The 16,973-nt window shown below is 63.2% G+C and carries 13 protein-coding genes, 5 pseudogenes and 1 riboswitch; of the genes and pseudogenes, 15 read left to right on the forward strand and 3 right to left on the reverse strand.

From position 1 onward, the window contains the following. Positions 1-421: 421 nt before the first annotated feature. The 4 genes and pseudogenes from D2T30_RS20445 (at position 422) to D2T30_RS20460 (ending at position 6,271) form a co-directional block, all read left to right on the forward strand. Positions 422-1,786: a YncE family protein gene (locus D2T30_RS20445; RefSeq protein WP_206612752.1), complete on the forward strand. Its 1,365-nt coding sequence runs from the start codon at positions 422-424 to the stop codon at positions 1,784-1,786. 349 nt (positions 1,787-2,135) lie between these two features. Further along, positions 2,136-3,577, forward strand: a pseudogene (locus D2T30_RS20450) (IS1182 family transposase). Positions 3,578-4,565: 988 nt separating this feature from the next. Further along, positions 4,566-4,997, forward strand: coding sequence for a helix-turn-helix domain-containing protein (locus tag D2T30_RS24235; protein WP_128187391.1), 432 nt, complete (start codon positions 4,566-4,568; stop codon positions 4,995-4,997). A 157-nt stretch (positions 4,998-5,154) separates the two neighbouring features. Next, positions 5,155-6,271: pseudogene (locus D2T30_RS20460) on the forward strand (IS110 family RNA-guided transposase). A 399-nt stretch (positions 6,272-6,670) separates the two neighbouring features. On the opposite strand, the pseudogene D2T30_RS20465 reads toward D2T30_RS20460, so the two are convergent. Both D2T30_RS20465 and D2T30_RS23775 read right to left on the reverse strand, forming a co-directional pair. Then, positions 6,671-6,972: pseudogene (locus D2T30_RS20465) on the reverse strand (transposase); the annotation flags it as partial. A 69-nt stretch (positions 6,973-7,041) separates the two neighbouring features. Beyond that, a pseudogene (locus D2T30_RS23775) lies at positions 7,042-7,209 on the reverse strand (IS110 family transposase); the annotation flags it as partial. Positions 7,210-7,217: 8 nt separating this feature from the next. Here D2T30_RS23775 and D2T30_RS20475 point away from each other — a divergent pair. From D2T30_RS20475 to D2T30_RS20525, 11 genes and pseudogenes are all read left to right on the forward strand, one after another. Continuing rightward, positions 7,218-7,664, forward strand: a pseudogene (locus D2T30_RS20475) (transposase); the annotation flags it as partial. Positions 7,665-8,115: 451 nt separating this feature from the next. Beyond that, positions 8,116-8,220, forward strand: a riboswitch (TPP riboswitch). 64 nt (positions 8,221-8,284) lie between these two features. Beyond that, positions 8,285-9,082 carry a bifunctional hydroxymethylpyrimidine kinase/phosphomethylpyrimidine kinase gene (gene thiD / locus D2T30_RS20480; protein WP_128187393.1) on the forward strand — a complete coding sequence of 266 codons (798 nt, stop codon included), beginning with the start codon at positions 8,285-8,287 and terminating at the stop codon, positions 9,080-9,082. Beyond that, positions 9,079-10,056, forward strand: a complete 978-nt coding sequence (locus D2T30_RS20485; protein ID WP_128187395.1) for an FAD-dependent oxidoreductase — start codon at positions 9,079-9,081, stop codon at positions 10,054-10,056. The genes thiD and D2T30_RS20485 overlap by 4 nt, the downstream gene beginning before the upstream one ends. After that, on the forward strand, positions 10,056-10,250 hold the full coding sequence (thiS, locus tag D2T30_RS20490; RefSeq protein WP_128187397.1) for a sulfur carrier protein ThiS: 195 nt from the start codon (positions 10,056-10,058) through the stop codon (positions 10,248-10,250). Before D2T30_RS20485 ends, thiS begins: the two co-directional genes overlap by 1 nt. Before the next feature lies 1 nt (position 10,251). After that, complete coding sequence (locus D2T30_RS20495; RefSeq protein WP_128187399.1) at positions 10,252-11,016, forward strand: thiazole synthase; 765 nt, start codon at positions 10,252-10,254, stop codon at positions 11,014-11,016. After that, positions 11,013-11,609 carry a thiamine phosphate synthase gene (locus D2T30_RS20500; protein ID WP_128187401.1) on the forward strand — a complete coding sequence of 199 codons (597 nt, stop codon included), beginning with the start codon at positions 11,013-11,015 and terminating at the stop codon, positions 11,607-11,609. Before D2T30_RS20495 ends, D2T30_RS20500 begins: the two co-directional genes overlap by 4 nt. Then, positions 11,606-12,619 carry a HesA/MoeB/ThiF family protein gene (locus tag D2T30_RS20505; protein WP_128210343.1) on the forward strand — a complete coding sequence of 338 codons (1,014 nt, stop codon included), beginning with the start codon at positions 11,606-11,608 and terminating at the stop codon, positions 12,617-12,619. Before D2T30_RS20500 ends, D2T30_RS20505 begins: the two co-directional genes overlap by 4 nt. Continuing rightward, on the forward strand, positions 12,616-13,563 hold the full coding sequence (locus tag D2T30_RS20510; protein WP_128187405.1) for an ABC transporter substrate-binding protein: 948 nt from the start codon (positions 12,616-12,618) through the stop codon (positions 13,561-13,563). Before D2T30_RS20505 ends, D2T30_RS20510 begins: the two co-directional genes overlap by 4 nt. Beyond that, complete coding sequence (locus tag D2T30_RS20515; RefSeq protein ID WP_128187407.1) at positions 13,560-14,237, forward strand: TenA family protein; 678 nt, start codon at positions 13,560-13,562, stop codon at positions 14,235-14,237. Before D2T30_RS20510 ends, D2T30_RS20515 begins: the two co-directional genes overlap by 4 nt. 249 nt (positions 14,238-14,486) lie before the next feature. Beyond that, positions 14,487-15,173 (forward strand): DUF1062 domain-containing protein, encoded by a 687-nt coding sequence (locus D2T30_RS20520; RefSeq protein ID WP_128187409.1) that lies wholly within the window; start codon positions 14,487-14,489, stop codon positions 15,171-15,173. A gap of 338 nt (positions 15,174-15,511) precedes the next feature. Continuing rightward, on the forward strand, positions 15,512-15,790 hold the full coding sequence (locus D2T30_RS20525) for a YeeE/YedE thiosulfate transporter family protein (protein ID WP_128187411.1): 279 nt from the start codon (positions 15,512-15,514) through the stop codon (positions 15,788-15,790). A 51-nt stretch (positions 15,791-15,841) separates the two neighbouring features. Here the strand turns inward: D2T30_RS20525 and D2T30_RS20530 are convergent, their stop codons facing one another. Further along, positions 15,842-16,924, reverse strand: coding sequence for a GlxA family transcriptional regulator (locus D2T30_RS20530; protein ID WP_128210344.1), 1,083 nt, complete (start codon positions 16,922-16,924; stop codon positions 15,842-15,844). Positions 16,925-16,973 lie beyond the last annotated feature (49 nt).

The raw sequence follows: 16,973 nt of genomic DNA on the forward strand, positions 1-16,973 counted from the left end.
GAGACATCAGCCCCATGCGCCTGGAACACATTCTTCGCCAGATCGAGCCCGACAGTGGTAATCTCCGACATGACCGCTCTCCTATGTGGATCCTTGCAGGCCCACCTTGGCACACAGATGCCGTCGGGGGGCGGTCACATCATCAAAGCCACATGAAGGTATAATCGTTACTTCCCCATCAAGGGGCAATTCCCGCCAATATCAGTGCCTATCCCGCGTCAGCGGGGTCGTTCAATCCTTAATGAAAATGCTCTCTATCCGCCCGCTCCATCAACTGCCACCCGTACCAGATCAAGAACCGGATCCCGATCCACAGCGCGATGATCATGCCAACGGCAGTTGACCCGAGCTCAATAATGTGGAGGCTTGGGAGAGCCGAACCCAATGACAGGCACGGCATTCTTGCAACCTGATGGTGCGCATGATGCGACATTTCTCTATCCGTTCCCTGCTGCTGGCTACCACTATGGTCCTTTCCGCAACCACAGCTGCGATGGCCGATACTCCCTGGACCCCTGCTTCGACCAGTTTTCCCGGAAGCGTGCGGGCAGGATCGCGTGAAGTTCCGGTCAAGGCCGGCGACGAAACCACGATCGCGATTCAGCGTCTTCCCGCAGGTGCCAGCGTGTCAGTTCTGCATGGTGTGGATCTTCTGACGCCGGAACCACTAACCGTTGGCGAAGACGGAAAATTGTCCGTGCCGGTTCAGGTTCCTGAGGGCATCGAGGATGGCTTCTACCCGCTGACCCTAGTTACGCAGAACCCGGCCAGCGTTTCGCAGGTGGTCCTCAAGATTTCGCATGTGGTTCCCGCGCAGAATGCCGAGGCTTTCACGCTTCGAACTGTACCGGTAGGTGAGCGCGCCTATCAAAGCGCGCTTTCGGCTGATGGAAAGCTGTTTGTCACCTCGGCACGTGGTCCGAACGATGGCAGCAGGCTGCTGCGGCTGGATGCGGCGACGCTGACGGTAGAGGCCGAAGCTGAAGTGGCCCTTGATGCGAAGGGCGAACAGATCGGTGTCTTCGGCGTGGCCGTCGACAATACCCATGGCAAGGTCTGGACATCGAACACCCTTGCCGAAACCGTCACCGTCTATGACGCGGGTGACCTGAAGGTCGCAAAGATATTCCCCGAAGGGTCCGTGCAGCATCCGCGCGACATCGTGATAGACGAGGCCAACAACCGCGCCTATGTCAGCGCGGCGCTCAGCCCTTTCGTCGAAGTCTATGACACCGAAACGCTTGAGCATGTCGGTCAGTTGCAATTCGTGGCGGATCGCGGACGGGTCGCCTTTGGCACCACGGATCTGGCGCTCGATGCCGAGGGCGGCAAGCTCTATTCGGTCAGCCGCGATACGCCCTGGATCGGCTGGATCGATCTGGCGACGGGGAAAAGCACGACGATCGAGGTGCCGCAGGCACAGGGCGCCACCGATATCGCCCGAGACCCAGTAAGCGGCCGGATGTTCGTCGCTTCGCAAGAGACCAACAACGTGGTCGTTCTGGATGCCGAGGGTGAACTGCTCGCCGATACCTATATCGGTGCGGGTGGTGTGTCTGTGGTCTGGGATGCAAAGACCTCGCAGGTCTTTGCCGCTGCACGCGCCGGCGGCACGGTCGCCGTTCTCGATGTGGATGGCAAGCTGGTCGCGAACATCCCGGTCGACGAAACCCCGAACCATCTGACCGTTGGTCCCGATGGCGCGGTTTATCTGGTCGCGATGTATGGGGTACCCGGAGACAAGTCCCAAGCCGGTTCAGTGACCAAAATCACCATCGCGCAGTAGCGTCTTTTATGGGGCATTCCGCTTTTGCGGGGTGCCCATGCCCCAAGTGTTCCCGACGGCAGTACTCCGAAAATGGAACCGCCTTAGTCAAACTGCGCAGCTCTGGATCTAAGCTCGTGATAATTGGCCGAAGCTGTGTCAAAACTCGGTTCTGGCGCCGCACCGGAGAATACGGTTCTCCACAGTGGCACCTATGTTCACATCGGCGCGCGCAGATGGCCTAAGGGTGGCTTCGTGAGGGAATTTCATTCTAAGCCACTGTCATAAAGGTGAGTTTTGACACAGCCTCGGCCGAGGGGGTGTCAAAACTCGGTGTCATGCTATGCTTTCTCGGTAGCGGGAGATCAGCATGTCGGGTTTCATCGAGGGCGTTCAGCGCAGCCAGATGGTGCTTTTCCCGGAACGTCTGGAGGACTGGATCGGCGAGGATGATCTTGTTCGTGTTGTCGATCTGTTCGTCGATGAGCTTGACCTGTCTGGCCTCGGCTTCGTGCGTTCGATCTCCGCGCGCACCGGGCGGCCGGGGTATCATCCTGCGGTCCTGCTGAAGCTGTTCATCTATGGCTATCTGAGACCCTGATCCCGTCGAGCCGCAGGCTGGAGCGCGAGGCGGGACGCAATGTCGAGGTAATGTGGCTGACCGGCAGGCTGGTGCCGGACCACAAGACCATCGCCGAGTTCCGCCGCATGAATGGCCGCGCGATCCGCAAAACCTGCGCGCAGTTCGTCGAGCTTTGCCGTCGGATCGGCGTGCTGAGAGGCGAGGCGGTCGCCATCGACGGCAGCAAATTCAAGGCGGTCAACAACCGTGATCGCAACTTCACCAAAAACAAGATCGCCAGCCGCCTCGCCCATCTGGAAGCCGACATCGAACGCTACATCAACGAGATGGTGCGCCTTGACCGCCAGGAAGCGGGCGAGGCCCGCGCCGGGAAAGTGTTTCACCTTGCCCGCCGCTACGGCCGTATCCGGCAGGAGATCGCATGGCTGAAAGCGATGGACAAAGCTCTGGTCGATACTCCGGACGGACAGATATCCCTCACCGATCCGGACGCCCGCGCTATGGCGACCAGCGCCCGGCACAGCGGTATGGTTGGCTATAATGTCCAAAGCGCTGTCGATACGGAGAGCCATATCATCGTCACGCACGAGGTCACGAACCAGGGCTTCGACCGCGACCAGCTCCGCCCGATGGCCATGGCCGCCAAAGACGCTCTCCGTCGCGAAGACCTGCATGCAATTGCCGACAAGGGATACTTCAGCGGCCCCGAGATCCTTGCCTGCCATGAGGCAGGCATCACCACGACCGTGCCGCGCCCGGCCACTTCGGGCAATGCGGCCAGGGGCATGTATGTGAAGGCCGATTTTGCCTATGATGCAGCCCGCGACGTCTATGTCTGCCCCGCAGGCGAAGAGCTCATCTATCGCTACACCACCGAGGAGCGCGGCGTTCAGGTCCGGCGATACTGGATCAACGAATGCCAGACCTGCCCGTTGCAGGGCCGATGCACCACCGGCACGGAACGCCGCATCACCCGATGGGAGCACGAACATCTGATCGACGCGATGCGCGAAAGGCTGAGCCGGGACACCGATCCGATGACCCTGCGCCGCTGCACCGTCGAGCACCCCTTCGGCACGATCAAGGCCTGGATGGGACACACCCATTTCCTGATGCGGAGGCTGAAAAACGTGCGTACCGAAATGGCGCTGAACGTCCTGGCCTACAACATCAAGCGGATGGTCTCCCTGATCGGGATCCGTAACCTGATGCAGGCCATTCCGGCCTGATAAGGGACCAGTCGTCTCTCCTCCGGTGCGGCACTGCGTCTGGCGAGGCTTATCGGGCCGCCACCCGCGCGAAAGGAAGACCTGACGTCGCTATGCCGGGCAGCACGGAGAATCACCCTCCGACAGGCCCCGCCACCGAGTTTTGACACACCCTCCGCCCTTTGGTGCCGTCGCCCCGCCGGTCGTGGTTTTCAGGTTCTCTCGCGACCATGATGGGGAACATCTAATGAGCATTTGAGGCCATTGCTGAGCGGCGCTGGCGCGTTACCCACTGTATGTTCTGCGTGGCATTCGACATCGATCCGCGAAATGATGTCGGTGCTCAGGTGGGAGACCGCTTCTAACTCGGTGCGATGACTCCGTCGGGGAGCGTGGCTCCCCACCTGTTTTATTTTCAGCCCGAACAGCCGGTAGGTCTTCGAGATCCCATCTGACAGGTAGGTGCAGCTATTTCAGGAGCGGCATCTTGAACATCGCAGCAACCCCGATCCTCTCTGACACCCAGATCCTTGGCATCGACGTATCCATGGCCTGGTTCGATGTCTTTCTACATCCAGGGCCGTCAAGGAACGCTTCAACAATGCTGCGGGTTTCCGCAAACTGGCCCGCTGGCTGCGCTCGGCCAACGTGGAAATCATCGTGATGGAGGCAACCGGCGGCTTGGAAACGCCGCTGTTCAACGCCCTTCAACGCGCGGAGTATTCGGTTGCCTGAGCCGTGAGGAGAGGCGGGATCAGCTTGCTGGATAACGTGTTATGCCACAAGGTGTTTGGCGCTGCATCCCACCCCATCACTGGTCTTGGCCGGGATCGGTGATGGGGGTATTTATAGCAGGATCGGGACACATAAGGGGGTTGAGTCCCGCGACGGCCTCCGGCAGCGTCAAACCGCTGCCTGACCCCGCGTCACCAAACTTTTGGCGATATCTCTCATTGCCACTCACCATGTTGAAAGGCCATGGATATAATAATGACGGAGGAATTCTAATTTGTCTGCTGCCACTTCTAAAATTGGCGAGCGTCTTAAAGCAGTTCGACTGCGCGCGGGCCTATCTCACGAACGGTTCTCAACCCTGTTAGGTTTTTCAAAGCGAACACTAATGAATTGGGAACAAGGTGTGTCTAAGCCACCAATATCGATACTTCCCAAGCTTCGTGAAATGTTCAATGTGGACCCAGAATGGTTGGTTATGGGGAAGGACACGATACCGAGAAGTTCTTTTAAACCGATGAACTGGAGGCGCCTTGAGCGTCTTGAGCGAGATGTGAGATGTGCTTGCTGGGACTCCCATCTGAATCTCTCTCCTGCGCAACTTACTGAACTGGTTCGATCGCTTTATGACGACGGTCCTGATCTAGATAAGGTGAACCGCGCGAAATTACCCGAAATTCTGATAGAACTAACGAGAGAACGTGGATGATATAAAATCAGTTTAGTTCCTATGGTAATCCTCCCTGTTTTAGCCCCCATGATCGTTGAACGAGCTGACTGGGTCGGTGGTCTCTCCCGCGGCATTCTCCGTTCGAGGGTTGCGCCGGATTGGCTGGTGCCGTGCCTCAGGAAGGGGGAGAGACCGAATGGAACATAACACGTTTATCGGGCTGGACGTCCACAAGGCATCGATTTCCGTTGCCGTTGCACAGGGCACGCGTGGCGGTGAGGTTCGGCATTGGGGATCCGTGCCGAGCCGACCAGACCAAGTCCGCAAGCTGGTGGAGAAGTTGGCTGTAGGCGGAGCGAGGCTGCACTTCTGGTATGAGGCTGGCCCCTGCGGCTATGGCGTGCACCGCCAGCTTGTCGAGATGGGACATGACTGCATCGTGGTCGCGCCCTCGCTGATTCCGGTCAAGGCGGGGGATCGGGTTAAGACGGACCGCCGCGATGCGCTTATGCTGGCTAAGCTGCACAGGGCGGGCGAGTTGACGGCAGTCTGGGTGCCGGATGCGGCGCATGAGGCGATGCGCGATCTGGTCCGTGCCCGGGCAACGGCGATGCGGGTGGCGGGCAAGGCGCGCCAGCATTTGCAGGGCTTCCTGCTTCGCCACGGCCGGATTTGGCTGGACCGGGGCCTATCGGCGCTGGCTTTCGCTGGTGAGGTTCACGCATCCGGCGCAACAGATTGTCCTGCAGGATTACATCGACGCGGTCGCTGATGCCGAGGCACGGGTGGAGCGACTGACCGGGCAGATTGCCGATCTTCTGCTATGCTGGAGCCTTGCGGCGGTGGTTGCGGCGGTTCAGGCGATGCGTGGTGTCGGCTTCATCGTCGCGGTGACGGTGGTGGCCGAGGTCGGCGACTTCCAGCGCTTCGACAGCCCGCGTCAGTTGATGGCCTATCTGGGGCTGACCCCATCGGAACATTCCAGCGGTGCCAGCGTGCGCCGGGGTGGGATCACCAAGGCGGGCAGCGGGCTCGCGCGTCGTGCATTGATAGAGGGGGCGTGGAGCTACCGGATGCAGGCAAGGATCAGTGTGAAGCTGCTCGCCCGGCTTGAGGCGCTGCCCAGGCTGGTGCGCGACATCGCCTGGAAGGGCCAGCTCAGGATGTGCCAGCGCTACCGGCACCTGATTGCGGCTGGAAAGGCAAAGGTCGTGGTCGTGACGGCGATTGCGCGCGAGATGCTGGGCTTCGTCTGGGCCATTGCCCGGGCGGTGACGACACCACCTGCCGTGCCGAGTGCCACTGCTGCTTGAGAAGGAAAGGAAAGATCGCCCGGATCAGGCCGATGTGCAGGTGTGGGGGCGGAACGCGGTGGGGAACCCTCGTGCCCTGTTATGGGCCAACGCTGTCGATGCCCGATCTCTAGACCGAGGCAGCCCCAGGACGTAACCACGGTCAGGCGGTATCCAACCCGCGCATGAGAGCTTGCTCAACCGTCGTCTCAGTTCCGCCTCCTGCCCTGCGCATCCACATCACGCACCACCCGGCAGCGCCGGATTAAAGGCCATGAAATAATGGGTTGACTGCGATCATGAGAACAGGCTGATGATTTAGTCCTGCGCTGAGAACGTTGTTCTTTGCCCTGTCAGAACTTCGGTTTGTTCATCTGGCTTGGTTGGCGGGTTTGGCCTGCTCGCGACGCCATCTTCTGTTCACGCTGCGAGCAGCTTCGGCAATCTGGCGAGATTTTCGGCGGCCAGCGTCAGGATGAAGCGGGCACGTGCGCGTTCGATACCCCGAAAGGCGGTTTGGGCAGCGCCTCCGATGGTTTTGGCCCAGCCGAAAGCCTCTTCGATCCATTTGCGGTGCCTGAGAGACAGGGCGTAGGCCTTGTGCCGGGTGGTGCGCCCATCGAGCGCTGAATAGCGCGATTGTCTCACGCTATATGCGGAGTGACACAGGCTTGGCGCAGGTCTGCAACAAACTCTGCCGCATCATATCCCTTGTCGGCACCTGCGCACGAATGTATCGACGCCGTGGAAATCTGCTCATGCTACCAGGGAGAACGTAGTATCTGTTTTGGTCAAGGGGCTGCTGGAGACCATTTTCGAGTATCAGCGATCAGGGTGTTTGCGAGTATGACCAGCTTACGCATGACTGCCGTGAGAGCGACCTTCTGGCGTTTCCCGGCAGCGAGCAATCTTTGATAGACGCGCTTTAGATCGGGGTTGAAGCGGCTGGCGCACGACGCGCCTGCAGGTCGCCAAACTCGGGCGGCAACTCGTCGCGGAGGCGCGCCAGAGCGAGGCCTGCCGGCTCCTAGCGTCGATCCCAGGCGTCGGCGCGATCACCGCGACTTCATTCGTCACAGCCATTGAAGACCCCGACAACTTCCGAAGGTCCAGTTCGGTTGGAGCCTGGGTGGGCCTGACAACCCGACGCTATCAATCCGGGGAAGTCGACCACGATGGTCACATATCCCGCCGCGGCGACCGTCACCTCAGAGGGCTTCTCTACGAGGCGGCAACGGTCATCCTGACCCGCAGCAGGGGGGACAGCGACCTGCGCACATGGGGGCTCAAGCTCCAGGAGCGTGTCGGCTTCAAACGCGCCGCCGTTGCGGTCGCCCGCAAGCTCGCCGTCATGATGCACGCCATGCTCCGGGACGGCACCCCGTTCGTGCAAACCGCCAAGGTCGTAGCCTGACGGCCCACCGACAGCGCTCAACCCCTGAGCGCGTCAGGACGTCCCTGCCGGGACGTAGGTCGAGCCATTCCGCTTGATGTGTTGCACCAGCTCAACAGCCGAGTGCGTACCCAACATTGGAAGGCTCCTCTGCGGAGACCCATCATGCGGCGACCGACCAACGTGTCGACCGCGAAGACGACCCTGAACCCGGCAAACGTACCAACGGCGCGCTCTTGAAAGCTCAAGCGCAACGGCCTCACATGACCACCGCCCGATCAACCTCCGACCGTCCACTCGTCTGGAGGCGCAAAGAAAGTGCTTGCAATTCCGGCCGCGATTAGACGACCCATCTTCAATGCCGCTCAGAAGCCAAACTCGCTGGAGCACGCAGCGGAGAGAATACTGCTGAATGCACGCGCACGCCAGTTAGGCACTTGCCGCCACCGGGTTTAGGCCCTAGCCTCTGCCCACTTACTCGTTGGGGTGCCCCGGGAAATCGGGGCTGAGAGGCGCAAGCCAACCCATCGAACCTGATCCGGTTAATACCGGCGGAGGGAACGGGTAGCTCGATTTCACATGGCTCTCATCCGCCATGTATAGCTCCCATAGCCAGTCCGTCGGTCCAGTTTGAGGGCGACGTGACATCTATTGCACTGACCATTGCAGGTTCGGACAGCGGGGGCGGGGCTGGTATCCAGGCGGACCTGAAGGCGTTTCCTGCTCTCGGCATCTATGGGGCGAGTGTGCTGACCGCCGTGACGGGACAGAACACTCATGGCGTGACGGCGATTGCCGGGCTATCGCGCGCCTGTGTTGCAGCGCAGCTTGCGGCGGTCTTCGATGATCTGGCGATCATATCGGTCAAGATCGGGATGCTGGGCGATCCGGCGGTGATCCAAGTGGTGGCCGAGGCTTTGCGGGGCAGCGGGCTGCCCATCGTTTCGGACGCGGTGATGGTGGTCAAGCCAGACGACAGGCTGCTTGCGGCGGAGTCTATCGACGCGCTCCGGACCGACCTCCTGCCGCTGGCGACGGTGCTGACCCCCAATCTGCCGGTAGCCGCGGATCTGCTGCGTGCGGACCCCGCCGTTGACGATGTCGCGCGCGAGGCGCAGGGCCGGGCGCTGCGCGATCTGGGGGCGGAGTGGGTGCTGATGAAGAGCGGCGATGCCGGGGGTTCTGTCTACACAGACCTCCTGCTCGGCCCCGAGACGCATCGGTTCAGCGCGCCCCGAAAGGCCACGCGAAACACCAATGGCCCCGACTGCACGCTATCCTCGGCGATCGCGGCAGGGTTGGCGCAGGGCCTGAGCGTGCCGCAGGCTGTCGCCCGCGCGCATAACTACCTGCAAGATGCAATCGCGGTGGGTGCGTCGCTGCAGGTCGGGTCCGGGCATGGGCCGGCGCATCACTTCCACGAATGGTGGACGCCATGAGGGCGCGCATTCTGGGGGCGGGGGTCATGGGCATGGCCATTGCGACCGAACTCGCCGCGCGGGGACACCAGGTCGAATTGGTCGATCCCGAGCCGGCCCCCGGTCCCCATGCCTGTTCCTGGTGGGCGGGGGGCATGCTCGCCCCGCACTGCGAGGCGGAATCCACCGAAAAGGCCGTGGAGCGCCACGGCCTTTCGGCCATCGACTGGTGGGACAGGCACACGGGCGCGGTCAGCCGCAACGGCACGCTGGTCCTGACCCTGGCCCGCGACCGGGGGGAGCTTGCGCGCTTTGGCCGACGCAGCAGGGGCCACAGCACCGTCGATGCAGAGGCCATCGCCAAGCTGGAGCCGGATCTGGCCGGACGTTTCACCTCGGGCCTGTTCTACCCGGACGAAGCCCATCTGGCACCCCGTGCCGCTCTTATGGCTCTGCGTGAGCGGCTGGTGGCGCAAGGCGCGACATTCCACACCTGGGCGCCAGATGGCGCCGCTGCTGTGGTGATCGACGCACGTGGCCTTGCTGCCCGCGATGCGCTTCCCGATCTGCGCGGCGTGCGGGGCGAGATGCTGGTGCTGCGCTGTCCCGATCTGTCGCTGTCGCGTCCGGTGCGGCTGCTGCATCCCCGCATTCCGCTTTATATCGTGCCGCGCGGCGAGGGCGTCTTCATGCTGGGCGCGACGATGATCGAAAGCGACAGGCGCGGTGTCGTGACCGCGCGCTCGTTGCTGGAAATGCTATCGGCGGCCTATGCGCTTCATCCTGCCTTTGGCGAGGCCGTGGTGCTGGAAACCGGCGCCGATGCCCGGCCCGCGTTCCCGGACAATCTTCCACGGCTCCGTCGGCGGGGTGCGACGCTTTATGCCAACGGGCTTTACCGCCACGGCTTCCTGTTGTCGCCCGCCGTGGCCCGAATGGCCGCCGACCATCTGGAAAGCGACACCATCCCCGAATTCATGGACGAGGTCAGCTGATGAATATCCTTCTCAATGGCGAGGGGCGCGAGACCCATGCCGCTACGCTCGCCGAGCTTCTGGCCGAACAGGGGTTCGGCCCCAAGGTCGCCACGGCTCGCAATGGCGATTTCGTTCCTGCCGGGCTGCGCGCGGCCACCGCGCTGGCCGATGGCGACCAGATCGAGGTCGTCGCGCCCATGCAGGGGGGTTGAGATGCCGGTCTTCTATGACATCGAAGTCGGCAGCGCCCTGATGCTGGGAACTGCACAATACCCCTCCCCCGCCGTGCTGGCAGAAGCGTTCCGCGCCGCCCGGCCGGGGATCGCCACCGTGTCCTTGCGCCGCGAACAGGGCGGCGGGCAGGATTTCTGGGGGCTGGTGCAGGGCCTCGGCGCAAAGATCCTGCCCAATACCGCCGGTTGCCATTCGGTGAAAGAGGCCGTGACCACCGCCCATATGGCGCGGGAGCTATTCAATACCCGCTGGATCAAGCTGGAGGTGATAGGCCATACCGACACCCTGCAACCCGATGTCTTCGCGCTGGTCGAGGCCGCGCGGATCCTGACGGATGACGGATTCGAGGTTTTTCCCTATTGCACCGAGGATCTGACGGTTTGCGGCCGCCTGGTGGATGTAGGCTGCCGGGTTCTGATGCCCTGGGGCGCGCCGATCGGATCGGGCCTCGGCATCAACAACGCCTGGGGTCTGCGCGCACTCCGGGCGCATTTCCCGGATCTGCCGCTGGTCGTCGATGCTGGGATCGGCCTGCCGAGCCACGCGGCGGAGGCGATGGAGATGGGCTATGACGCGGTCCTTCTGAACACCGCCGTGGCAAAGGCAGGGGATTCCGCCGGTATGGCACGCGCCATGGCTCTGGCGGTGGAAGCCGGACGCGCGGCCTTCCTCGCCGACCCGATGGAGCCGCGCGACATGGCCGCGCCCTCGACCCCCGTTATCGGAAAGGCGTTCCTTGCATGACCCTGCCGCGTTTCTATCCCATCTTCGAGAGCGCCGACTGGATCGCACGGATGCTGCCCCTTGGGGTGAAGCTGGTGCAGTTGCGCATCAAGGACCGGCCCGAGGCCGAGACCCGCGCTGAAATCATCCGCGCCCGTGACCTGTGCGGGGCCGCCGGCGCTATTCTGGTTGTCAACGATTACTGGCAGATTGCCATCGAGGAAGGCTGCGACTGGCTGCATCTGGGCCAGGAGGATCTCGATAGCGCCAATCTGGCGGCGATTCGGGCGGCGGGGCTACGGATCGGGGTTTCAACACATGACGAGGCGGAGCTTGGGCGGGCATTGGCTCTCGCCCCCGATTACGTGGCGCTCGGTCCGGTTTGGCCCACGATCCTGAAGCAGATGAAATGGCACCGGCAGGGCACCGCGAAGCTGACCGAATGGAAGGCGCGGATCGGCGACATTCCCCTGATCGCCATTGGCGGGCTGACCACCGCCCGAGCGCCAGAGGCCTTTGCCGCAGGCGCCGATGTAGTCTCTGCCGTGACCGATATCACCCTGAACGCAGACCCTGAGGCGCGGGTCCGCGACTGGCTGCGGGTGACGGGATGAGTGGCCCGGCAAACACCACGGACCGCTATGCCCGGCAGGTGATCCTGCCGGAAATCGGCGCAGCCGGGCAGGCCCGCATCCGCGCGGCGCATGTTCTTGTCGTCGGCGCCGGCGGGCTTGGCGTGCCGGTCGTGCAATATTTGGCGGCGGCCGGGATTGGGAGGATCACACTTGTCGATCCCGATCTGGTGGAGCGGACGAACCTTCACCGCCAGCCGATCTATGGCGGTCGCCTTGGCCGACCCAAGGCCCAGGCTGCGGTGGCCGTGCTGCGCATCCTGAACCCGGATGTCGTCGTGACCCCGGTCGTCGACTGGCTGACCCCCGCAAATGCGCCCGCTCTGGTCGCCGGGGCCGATCTGGTTCTGGATTGCGCCGACAGTTTCGCGGCAAGCTACACACTCTCGGACATCTGCCTACCGATGGGCAAGCCGCTGATCTCGGCCTCGGTTCTGGGCATGGCAGGCTATGTCGGCGGGTTCTGCGGCGGGGCGCCCTCCCTGCGCGCGGTGTTCCCCGACCTGCCGCCGACTCTGGCCACCTGCGCCACGACGGGCGTGCTTGGGCCGGTGGTGGGGATGTTCGGCACACTTCAGGCGCAAATGGCTCTGTCGGTGCTTCTGGGCTTTGCACCCTCGCCACTGGGGCAACTGATCCGCCATGAGATGTCGGGTTTCCGCCTGTCGGGTTTCCGTTTCGACAAGGCTCCCGAGCCGGAGCCGACTCCGCATCGCTTCATCGCCCGGGGCGATCTGTCACCGCAGGACTTCCTGATCGATCTGCGCGATGCGATCGAGGCCCCTCTGCCTGCCGCCCCCTTCGCGCGGCGCCACCGGGTTGAGGATTTCGGCCCCGGCGGACCCGTCCCCGAACCCGGCCAGCGTGCCGTATTCGCCTGCCGGTCCGGCCTGCGCGCATGGCGCGCCGCCGACCGGCTACGCCCCCATTGGCCGGGCGAGATCGCCCTGCTGGCCGACCTGCCCGAAATTCCCGGAGGAGAGACCCGATGAAAACACTGCGTTTGGTGGCCCTTGCGGCAACCCTTTGCCTTCCCCTGCCCGCGGTAGCCCAAGACCAGTTGACGCTGATCCTTGACTGGTATGTGAACCCCGATCATGCGCCGATCATCCTGGCGCAGGAACGCGGCTTCTTTGCCGATCAGGGGCTGGAGGTCGAGGTTATCGCGCCCGCCGATCCAAGCGAGCCGCCGAAGTTGGTGGCTGCTGGGCGCGCCGATCTTGCGATCAGTTACCAGCCGCAACTGCACCTGCAAGTGCATGAGGGTCTGCCGCTCGTGCGCGTCGGAACTTTGGTCGCGACACCGCTCAACTGTCTGATGGTGAAGGCCGATGGGCCGGTCCAGAGCCTGTCCGATCTGCGGGGCCGCAAGGTGGGCTATTCCGTTTCCGGGGTCGAGGAGGCGGTGATGGCGGCGATGCTGGGCTCGGTCGGACTCAGCATCGCGGATGTCGAAATGATCAATGTGAACTGGTCGCTGACGCCCGCAGTCCTGACTGGGCAGGTCGATGCAGTGATCGGGGCCTTTCGCAATTTCGAACTGACGCAGATGCGACTGGCCGGCGCAAACGGTCGCTGCTTCTTTCCTGAGGAGGCGGGTCTGCCCAGCTATGACGAGCTGATTTTTGTCGCCAATGCCGAGAGCCTCGACCGGAGCCGGGTGAACCGCTTCCTTGCTGCCATCGAGCGCGGCACCGAATACATGCTGAACCATCCCGATGAGGCCTTCGCGATCTTTGCCGCCACCTCGTCGGACCTATCGGACGAACTGAACACCCGCGCCTGGGCTGATACGCTGCCGCGCTTTGCGCATAGCCCTGCCGCGTTGGATCATGGACGCTACGCGCGGTTCGAGGCGTTTTTGCATGAGGCCGGACTGATTGACAGCATCCTGCCGGTCTCGGCCCTCGCCCTTGATCCCGGGGCGGCGGAATGAGTGCGCCGGACTACGGGCGCTGCTTTGTCGCGTGGCGCGCTGACTGTGCTGAACCGTGGTGGGCCTATACCCGCCACACCTTTGTCGAGGGGCTCTGCGACGGCACGTTGCCGCGCCCCGCATTCCTGACCTATCTGAGGCAGGACTATATCTTCCTGAAGCATTTCGCCCGCGCCTGGTCGTTGGCGGTAGTGAAGGCGGGTACTCTGACGGAGATGCAGACGGCGAGCGCCACGGTACACGCGCTGCTGCACACCGAGATGGCGCTTCATGTCGGCATCTGCGCGGCAGCCGGAATCGACCTTGAGGCTCTTGAGGCGACAGAGGAGGCCTCGGAGAACCTCGCCTATACCCGCTATGTGTTGGAAACAGGCTATTCCGGTGATTTCCTCGACCTCCTGGCGGCTCTGGCCCCCTGCGTTCTGGGCTATGGAGAGATCGGCGCGCGCCTTCTGGCCGGTGCTGCGGATACGCCCTATCGCGACTGGATCGAGACCTATGGCGGAGCCGAGTATCAGCAACTCTGCTACGAGACCGGCGCGCTGATCGACAGGGCGGTCGCGGATCGGCTGGGGCCTGCGCCTGAGGCACTGCCGCGCTGGCGCGAGCTGTCTGCGCGATTTCGCACCGCCAGCCGGCTGGAAGCCGCGTTCTGGGGTCTGGGTCGGGCGTGAGCGTCCCGGAAATCATATCGGTGCCGGTCGTGTCCGGGCAGGTGGTGATGGACGAAGCCCCGTGGCATTGAAGATGGGTCGTCTAATCGCGGCCGGAATTGCAAGCACTTTCTTTGCGCCTCCAGACGAGTGGACGGTCGGAGGTTGATCGGGCGGTGGTCATGTGAGGCCGTTGCGCTTGAGCTTTCAAGAGCGCGCCGTTGGTACGTTTGCCGGGTTCACCCTCCACGGGTGATCTCTGCTGTCGCCATGGCGGACTTCCAGACGGAAGGCCAAGGCATCATGACCGGCACAGTCAGCGTCGTCTGGCGGATCGAACCTGTCTCCCCGCCACGACCACGGAGAAATTGCAGCACCTGCGGGGACAGCCGCCTGTTCCGCTCAAGCGGCAAGATCAGATTGAATGCCAACGGGCGGCGGCTCGACGCATGGCTGATCTACAAATGTGACTCCTGCGAAAAGACGTGGAACCTGTCGCTTGTCGAACGGGTGGCCGTCACCTCGATCGCCGAGAGGGATCTTCGGGCCATGCACGGGAGCGATCCTGCCTGGGTCCGCGAGCGGGAGTTCGATCTCGCCACGCTCGGGCGGTATTGCGACCGGATCGACATCCCACCCGACCTGACCGTGACAAAGATCGTCGAAGGCGACCTCGCGGGAGCCTGGTCGGTCATCGAGCTTGCGATCAATGTCCAGCGACGGACAGGGCAAAGGCTGGATCGTCTGCTGGCGCGTGAACTCAAGCTCACGCGATCCGAACTGCAATCGATGCAGCGGGCGGGTGGCCTGCAGTTCGATTCGGGATCCGGCAGGATTATGCGAAAACCGATAAGAGGCAGCGTCACCCTGCGGTTCGTCTCCTCCGGTCTGACCGAAAGTCAGCGCGCGGCTGTGTCGGACAACGTGTCCGACAGACGACAGGACCTGCTGCCCTAGATGTTCAACCGCCTAACCGACACTGCCGCGCCACGATTGCTGCAGCAAGTATGAATGGCGGCTTCCAAGAAGGCCGTTTGACGGGACCGATCGGCCGGAAAGAGCCGCTCATGCTGTTGACCGAACGGACAGCGTATCGATACCCATCTTCGTCTCGAAACTGGCCTGTCGGCCGGGGTTCGGTATATTTCTACCGGCTGAGAGAAGGGGCTATGGCTCTGTCATTGCGCTGGCCGGAGCGGCGGTGGGATTCGTTCTGAGCTTCCTGTCGTGGACCTGGCTGTGGCTGAACGATGTGATTTCCGCTCCGGTGATCTGGCTTTCCGCCTTTCTTGGCCATGACGTCGCTGGTTCTGACGTTGACCCTGATCGGCGCGTTCTGGCTGATCCTGCGCCAGCGCAGGGTAGAGGCTTCCACCCCAGCCGGCCGTTGGCCCGGTGTTCCGGTCGGTGTGATGCTGGGCTTGAGCGCGATGGTCGCGCTTGGCTGCACGGTCGGGGTGATCATGTCGGGGATCATGGTCGGCGGCCTGTCGGGATGGGTGTTTGCCGTCGCCTGCTTTACAGGGGCATGGACCGGTTGGCGCCTGCGCGCACCTCCCCGGCAAAGCGGGTGATACATCGGGCTATCGTTCTCATGGCTCCGTAACGCATGCTCCCGTCTGCGGTCAGCCGGGTGCAAGCTCTGTCCGATGCACGTTGGGGAACGCAAGATGGACCTGCGGCGCCGCGCCGAACTTGGCGCGGAAGGCCTTGGAGAAGGCCGAGCGCGAGGAATACCCGCAGGCGATGGCGATATCCAGAATCGACATGTCCGTTTCCGCCAGCAGGATCCGCCCGCGCTGCAACCTCAGATCCGCCGCATATTGCTGCGGCGTCATGCCCAGATGCTGCCGGAACAGCCGCTGGATCTGTCGCCGCGTCACGCCTGCGTGGCGCGCGCAGCCTTCCAGATCGAAGCCGTTCTCGATCTCCGCCTCGATATGCTCCGCCGCGCGCACGACGGTCATGTTCCGCGTCGCCAGCCGCGAAGCGAGCGAGGTGAACTGCACCTCTCCCTCGCGCCGCGAACTGGACAGCAGGCACATCTCCATCACCGCGCGCGACAGCGTCGTGCCGAAATGCGTCGCGATCAGGTTGAGCGCGAGATCCGCCCCCGCCACGCCGCCGGCGCAGGTGATGATCCGGTCGTCGAGGCAGAAGACCTGCCGCACCGGCTCCAGCCCCGGGAAGGTCTCGCGGAAGCCGGGGATGTTTTCCCAGTGCAGCGTGAAGCGGCGGCCTTCGAGGATCCCGCCCCGCGCCAGCGCATAGGCCCCGGTGCAGAGCCCGCCGACCGTCCGCCCGCGCCGCCACTGCGCCCGGATCCAGCTGCCAAGCGCCGGGCGCATGGTCACATCGGGCGTGACGCCGCCGCAGATCAGCACGCAACCCGGCTCGGCCTCGTCCGGCAGTTTCCCATCGGGCAGGACCGGGATGCCGTTCGAGCTGCTGACCGGCTGGCCGTCCAGCGAACAGACATGCCAGCGGAACAGCACCCGCCCCGCCAGCTGGTTCGCCACGCGAAAGGGTTCCAGCGCCGAGGTGAAGGCAAGCATGGTGAACCGCGGCACAAGGACAAAGGTCACCGTCACCGGCCCCTTGCCCTCCGGCACCGGCACATGGGCGGCGCCGGGGGCGACGAACCGGCTGTCGGCTTCGCCGCCTGTGGCCGGACTTCCCCCGAAACCTGCACTGCGTTGTGTGGTCATGGCCCCCCGCTTGCCCGGATCGTCAACGCGATACCATGCGCATACCTCC

Origin of the sequence: Paenirhodobacter populi, from assembly GCF_004022215.1 — a bacterium.
Classification (GTDB): domain Bacteria; phylum Pseudomonadota; class Alphaproteobacteria; order Rhodobacterales; family Rhodobacteraceae; genus Rhodobacter; species Rhodobacter populi.

Excerpts from the sequence above, each read along its gene's own strand:
- D2T30_RS20500 (WP_128187401.1), top strand. The coding sequence starts at position 11,013 with ATGACCCTGCCGCGTTTCTATCCCATCTTCGAGAGCGCCGACTGGATC.
- D2T30_RS20525 (WP_128187411.1), top strand. The coding sequence starts at position 15,512 with ATGACGTCGCTGGTTCTGACGTTGACCCTGATCGGCGCGTTCTGGCTG.
- D2T30_RS20495 (WP_128187399.1), top strand. The coding sequence starts at position 10,252 with ATGCCGGTCTTCTATGACATCGAAGTCGGCAGCGCCCTGATGCTGGGA.
- D2T30_RS20485 (WP_128187395.1), top strand. The coding sequence starts at position 9,079 with ATGAGGGCGCGCATTCTGGGGGCGGGGGTCATGGGCATGGCCATTGCG.
- D2T30_RS20515 (WP_128187407.1), top strand. The coding sequence starts at position 13,560 with ATGAGTGCGCCGGACTACGGGCGCTGCTTTGTCGCGTGGCGCGCTGAC.
- D2T30_RS20505 (WP_128210343.1), top strand. The coding sequence starts at position 11,606 with ATGAGTGGCCCGGCAAACACCACGGACCGCTATGCCCGGCAGGTGATC.
- thiS (WP_128187397.1), top strand. The coding sequence starts at position 10,056 with ATGAATATCCTTCTCAATGGCGAGGGGCGCGAGACCCATGCCGCTACG.
- D2T30_RS20445 (WP_206612752.1), top strand. The coding sequence starts at position 422 with ATGATGCGACATTTCTCTATCCGTTCCCTGCTGCTGGCTACCACTATG.
- D2T30_RS20510 (WP_128187405.1), top strand. The coding sequence starts at position 12,616 with ATGAAAACACTGCGTTTGGTGGCCCTTGCGGCAACCCTTTGCCTTCCC.
- D2T30_RS20530 (WP_128210344.1), bottom strand. The coding sequence starts at position 16,924 with ATGACCACACAACGCAGTGCAGGTTTCGGGGGAAGTCCGGCCACAGGC.
- D2T30_RS20520 (WP_128187409.1), top strand. The coding sequence starts at position 14,487 with ATGGCGGACTTCCAGACGGAAGGCCAAGGCATCATGACCGGCACAGTC.